Raw genomic sequence first — 5,461 nt, forward strand, 5'->3', positions numbered from 1 at the left:
CGGCACAAGCCAGCCCGCCCCGCACCCAACCCACCAGGCTGTCCGAGAAATCGATAAGCTGGCGGGAAATCCCGCCGGTTTCCATGATTGACCCGGCCAGCATGAAGAGGGGTATGGCCAATAGATCGAAGGAATCCACGCCGGCGAAAAGTTTGGCGATGGAGACATTGGTCAGGAAACCGAAAATGACCATGGGAATGGAAGGGGGGATGACAACGCCGATGGACCCTCCAGCCGCCACCAGGGCCGCCGAGAAGGCCGGCGGATAGCCCTGACGGATCATGGCCGGTATGGCGATGGCCCCCAGGGCGGCCGTGTCGGCCGCGGCCGAACCGGAGATACCGGCGAAGAACATAGAGGCCACCACCACGGCACAGGCCAGCCCGCCCCGTACCCAACCCACCAGGCTGTCCGAGAAATCGATAAGCTGGCGGGAAATCCCGCCGGTCTCCATGATCGCCCCGGCCAGCATGAAGAGCGGTATGGCCAAAAGATCGAAGGAATCGACGCCGGCAAAAAGCAGTTGGATGATCGTCTGACCCAGGGCCGACAGATGAACGCTGGCGGGAAAGACCCCGGGGGCCAGCATGAAACCGATGGCCGGCAGGCCGATGGCCAGGGCAATGGGCAGGCCCAGGGCGATCAGCAGGAACAAAGCCCCGAACAGGAGGACAATGATCATGAAGGTTTTCTTTCCGGCTTCTTGAAGATATCCGCCAAGACGTGAATGATAAAAATGAGGGCCCCGACCGGGATCACCGCATAGGGCAACGACATGGGAAGAAACGGCAAAGAGGACCAGGTCTGTTCCCAGGCCTTGAAGGTGTAGGCCGTCCCGAACCAGGCGATAAGGAAGAAACAGGCCAGGGTCAAGCTCTGCAAGCAGACTACGATGGCCCGTTGAATGACCGGTCCCAGGCCGTGGCCAAACCCTTTCAAACCGATAAAGCTGGTTCGTTTGTAAGCCACCGAGCCACCTAAAAAGGTGATGGCCACCAGAAGGTACCGGCTCACTTCCTCGGACCAGCCCAGGGAGGCCCCGGCATAACGGGAGATGACCTGAGCGAATAAAATGAGGCAAATGGCCGCCCCGATGAAAAAAAGCACTTTTTCCACCACGGCGTTAATGGCCGAACTTAACCGCTGTAACACCGGCATAGATACTCCTGCCTGTTTGGAATAATGATGGGGCGATAGGCTATAGGCAATAGGCAATAGGCCAGGTTTTTTTAATGCCTTTCGCCTATAGCCCCTTGCCTATCGCCTGTAGTTACTACTTCACCGTCTGCTCGATCTGCTCCAACAGTTTTTTGGTGTCGCCGGTGGCCGAGTTGATGACCGGGGCCGTGGCCTTGCGAAAGGCTGTTAAGTCGGGCTTGTCTTCCACCTGCATGCCGGCCGCCTTGAGCTCGGCCAATTGTTTGGCCTCGTTGCCCCGGATGAACTGGCGCCCTTGAAGGGCCGCCGCCCGGGCGTTGTCGGTAATCACCTTGCGTTCCTGGGGAGACAGGCCGTCTATGAAGGCCTTGTTGGCCACGAAAACCAGGGCCGAATAGACATGACGGGTCAGGGTCAGATATTTCTGCCCGGCTTCGACCAGTTTGGCGGCATAGATCACGGCGATGGGGTTCTCCTGGCCGTCGATGACGCCTTGCTGAAGCTGGGTGAAGATGGGCCAGGCCATAGGCGTCGGGTTGGCCCCGATGGCCCGCCAGATCGCCAGATGGGTCGGGGCTTCCATGGTTCGGATTTTCAGCCCCTTAGCCTCTTCGGGTGTCTTTACGGGACGCTTGGAATTAGTGAGATTGCGGAAACCGTTGTCCAGAAAGGCCAGGGCCACGAACCCGGATTTTTCAAACTTTTTGGCCAGCTCCCGACCGGCAGGCCCGTCCAGCACCTTGTCGGCCGCCTCATAAGAAGAGAAGACAAAGGGCATTTCCAGGGCCTTGATCTCGGGCACGAAGGCCTCGATGGGTCCGGTGGTGCAGACCGCCATCTGGGTGGTGCCTAACAGGATCTGCTGCAAAACCTGGGTCTCGCTGCCCAATACGGCCGAGTGGTGAACAGTCACGCTGACTTTGCCGGGCAGGGCCTTTTCCACACTTTGCTTGAACCAGTTGGCCGCCTTGGTGTGAACCAAGTCCGGGTTGGTAACTGTAGCGATGTTGATCTGGGTAATAGCCCAGGCCGACCCTGCGAAGGCCACCAAACTCAAAGCCAATAAAATTGCCATCATCCGTGAACGCATAGTATTTCCTCCTTCATTTGTTTTTAATAGGTGAGCGATTCGATCACCTGTTTTTAGCCGGCAGAAATTGCTTTAACCTCTTTCGAGAAAAATCCCGAGTTCGGAATTCTTCGCTTGAGCCATAAAGGTTCGCTTCTGACAGGTCATTGTCCGGGCCACCCAATAAAAATGATGTAGACTGGTTTTACGAGGGGGCTATCGAGAGGGGTTGGCATTCAGGCCTTTATGAAATTCTTCGTCCAGGTAATCCAGAGTTTTCTCCTGATGGCGGATGATCTTGCCGACGACCATAAAGACGACCATCTCGGACATATGAACGGCATGATCGGCAATGCGTTCCAGATATTTGGCCACAAACATAATCTTCATGGCCCGGGGAATAAGGATGGATTTCTCTCCCATCATTTTGAGAAGTTCTTCAATTATTCTTTTATAGGTTTCATTCACATAGCTATCATCCCGGCAAACTTCGAGGGCCATTTCGACGTCCTCGTTGACGAAGGCCTCTAAAGAACGGCGGACCAGATCCTCAGTGGCTTCCGCCATAACCGGAAGGTGCAAACAGGCTCCGATACGGGGTTCTTCAATCATCTCAACGGACCTTTTGGCGATATTGGTCGCTAAATCCCCCATCCGTTCCAAAGTAGTGGTCACTTTCATGGCCGTTGAAATAAACCGTAAATCCCGGCCGGCCGGCTGGCGCAGGGCAATGACCCGCAGGCACATTTCTTCCGTGTCGACTTCCAGTTCGTTGATCTTTCGGTCGGACTCAATGATAGTCTGAGCCAATTCATGATCCCGGTTGATTACCGAACTTATGGCAGAGACAACATTATTTTCTACCAGCTCCCCCATACGCAGGATCCGTTGTTTCAGTAAACTTAACTCTTCATCATATTTTGTATTGATATGGGAGCGTTGCATAAATCACTGCCGGGGTCCTTTCTTTTAAAGCTTTCAGCAGTCAGCCATCAGCATCTAGCCAACCCGTTATAGGTAATGGGTTTTGCTGAAAGCTGAAGGCTGACCGCTTCATCCGCACTATTTAACCAAACGCGTTATCTCGGCCAATACATCTATACTTCGAACCACTCCGATAATCTTCCCAACGTCCGAGACCGGTATCAGCTCCACATCCTGTTCGTTCATAATTTGTATCACTTCAAGCAATTTTTGATTGGCGTGTACGGAGAGATCATAGCGAACCAGGACATCGTTGACCGTTACTAAAGATTCATCCGCACATTGATCACGGAGATGGGTAAGCCAATCTTCGCCTTTCGATTCCACCCGGGACCGGTTATGAAGGAAAAGCACATATCTTAAAATATCTTTAACCGTCAAAAGACCCAGATACTCGCCCGAAGCCCGCATAACCACCAAACCTAAGGTTTCCGGCTTTCCCTTGCCCTGACCGGTCAAAATGGCGCAGGCTTCTTTCAGGGGCGTTTCGGGGGTCACACTTTTATAATTCGATTCTATTACATCCCAAACTTGTTTTTCTAATGGCATAATATTTGCCTCCTTAAGTTAAGGATCGGATCGGTCAAGATTTTGATATCGGCCAAGATTTCATTAGAGGAGCCGAAGGTCATCTTAAAAATATTTTTTATACTCTAAAATAGATCTTGTCAAGCAAAGGGTTATTTATGGTATAATTCAATAAAAAATAATTGTCAAGCAGGGGTAAGGAATGAATCGATTTACTTTTTTGGTCTCGGCTATTTCCCTGGGCCTTTTGCTCCTGGGAGCGGTTTCCCGGCCCCAGGCCCAAGGGCTCGAAACCGTGTCTGAATTGCGATTATCCAATGGGTTACAGGTCCTTTTACTACCCAATTCCAAAGCCCCGGTGGTTACCGTTCAGGTCTGGTATAAAGTGGGTTCAAGGAATGAACCCCTGGGGCAATCGGGTCTGGCCCATCTTACCGAACACCTGATGTTCCGGGGTACGAAAAAATACGGGCCCAAGCAGTATTCCCGTATTATTCAAAAAAACGGCGGACAGGACAACGCCTTTACCAACCGTGATTATACGGCTTATTATGAAAACCTGGCCTCCGACCGCCTGGATATTGCCCTGGATCTGGAAGCCGACCGCCTGACCGGTCTGTCGGTCGATGAAGAAAAATTTTTAACCGAAAGAAAAGTGGTCCAGGAGGAACGCCGGTTAAGGATTAAAGATGATCCAACCGCCTCCCTGGTGGAAGAAGTCATCGGGACGGCCTTCAAGTCTCATCCCTACAAATGGCCGGTAACCGGCTGGATGGAAGACCTGGATGGCCTTAGCCGCGCCGATTTTCTATCCTTCTACCGGAACTACTACCAACCGGCCAATGCCACCCTGGTCGTGGCCGGCGATTTTGATAAAGAGAAGGTCCTTTCCGGAATCGAGAAGACCTTTGGCCGGATCCCTGCCGGAACCGCCCCACCTCTTCGGATGATTAAAGAACCCCCCCAGGAAGCCGATAAGCGGATCGTACTCCGTCGGGAGGAGGTACAATTGCCGTTTGTCCTCCTGGCTTACCATGTCCCGTCCTTCCCCCATCCGGATGCATTCCCCTTAGAGGTCATGTCCCAAATTCTGGCCGAAGGTAAAAGTTCCCGGATGCACCAAAAGATGGTTTACCAGGAACAGAAAGCTTTGGAGGCCGGGGCGGATTATCGGTTCCAGTCCGGTGACCCTTTTCTCTTTTTACTCTATGCCCAGGCCATGCCCGGTCACACCCCGGACCAGCTTGAAGAGAGACTTTTTCAAGAGTTAGCGGAATGGGAAAAAACCCCCCCTTCCCAGGAAGAAATTGAAAGGGCCAAGAATCAGATCGAAGCAGGATTTATCTTTGCCCAGGATTCCATCTTTTTTCAAGGAAACCTTTTGGGAAAATATCAAACCCTGGGAAGCTGGAAGGACCTGAATAAATTTTTACCCGGGATCAAAGCCGTCCAAAAGGATGACCTGTTAAGGGTCTATCAAACCTATTTCAAAGATAAATATAAAACCGTTGGCATTTTGGTGCCGACCCGTTAGAAAAACTGTAACACTTTATATCTCGTCATTCCGGCGAAAGCCGGAATCCAGAGTCTTTTTTCGTCTCTGAATACCTCCTGGATTCCGGTGCCTGCCCCGGACCTGATCCGGGGTTCGCCGGAATGACGGAGAAGTTTCCGACATTATTTTAAAAATTAAACTGATATGAGGACCGTCCTACTACGGGC

Annotated in this window: 6 protein-coding genes; 1 reads left to right on the forward strand and 5 read right to left on the reverse strand. The window is 52.3% G+C overall.

From position 1 onward, the window contains the following. From HY879_10610 to HY879_10630, 5 genes are all read right to left on the reverse strand, one after another. Positions 1–682 (reverse strand): TRAP transporter large permease subunit (locus tag HY879_10610; protein ID MBI5603797.1); only part of this gene is annotated, 682 nt, incomplete at its 3' end. Next, positions 679–1,158 (reverse strand): TRAP transporter small permease, encoded by a 480-nt coding sequence (locus tag HY879_10615; GenBank protein ID MBI5603798.1) that lies wholly within the window; start codon positions 1,156–1,158, stop codon positions 679–681. The genes HY879_10615 and HY879_10610, both read right to left, overlap by 4 nt. 115 nt (positions 1,159–1,273) lie before the next feature. Further along, on the reverse strand, positions 1,274–2,248 hold the full coding sequence (locus HY879_10620; protein ID MBI5603799.1) for a DctP family TRAP transporter solute-binding subunit: 975 nt from the start codon (positions 2,246–2,248) through the stop codon (positions 1,274–1,276). A gap of 195 nt (positions 2,249–2,443) precedes the next feature. Further along, on the reverse strand, positions 2,444–3,172 hold the full coding sequence (gene phoU, locus HY879_10625; protein ID MBI5603800.1) for a phosphate signaling complex protein PhoU: 729 nt from the start codon (positions 3,170–3,172) through the stop codon (positions 2,444–2,446). 117 nt (positions 3,173–3,289) lie between these two features. Further along, complete coding sequence (locus HY879_10630) at positions 3,290–3,760, reverse strand: CBS domain-containing protein (GenBank protein ID MBI5603801.1); 471 nt, start codon at positions 3,758–3,760, stop codon at positions 3,290–3,292. A 181-nt stretch (positions 3,761–3,941) separates the two neighbouring features. On the opposite strand from HY879_10630, the gene HY879_10635 reads away from it, so the two are divergent. Continuing rightward, positions 3,942–5,273, forward strand: coding sequence for an insulinase family protein (locus tag HY879_10635; GenBank protein ID MBI5603802.1), 1,332 nt, complete (start codon positions 3,942–3,944; stop codon positions 5,271–5,273). Positions 5,274–5,461 lie beyond the last annotated feature (188 nt).

The organism is Deltaproteobacteria bacterium, from assembly GCA_016219225.1.
GTDB lineage: Bacteria > Desulfobacterota > RBG-13-43-22 > RBG-13-43-22 > RBG-13-43-22 > RBG-13-43-22.

Excerpts from the sequence above, each read along its gene's own strand:
- phoU (MBI5603800.1), bottom strand. The coding sequence starts at position 3,172 with ATGCAACGCTCCCATATCAATACAAAATATGATGAAGAGTTAAGTTTA.
- HY879_10630 (MBI5603801.1), bottom strand. The coding sequence starts at position 3,760 with ATGCCATTAGAAAAACAAGTTTGGGATGTAATAGAATCGAATTATAAA.
- HY879_10615 (MBI5603798.1), bottom strand. The coding sequence starts at position 1,158 with ATGCCGGTGTTACAGCGGTTAAGTTCGGCCATTAACGCCGTGGTGGAA.
- HY879_10635 (MBI5603802.1), top strand. The coding sequence starts at position 3,942 with ATGAATCGATTTACTTTTTTGGTCTCGGCTATTTCCCTGGGCCTTTTG.
- HY879_10620 (MBI5603799.1), bottom strand. The coding sequence starts at position 2,248 with ATGCGTTCACGGATGATGGCAATTTTATTGGCTTTGAGTTTGGTGGCC.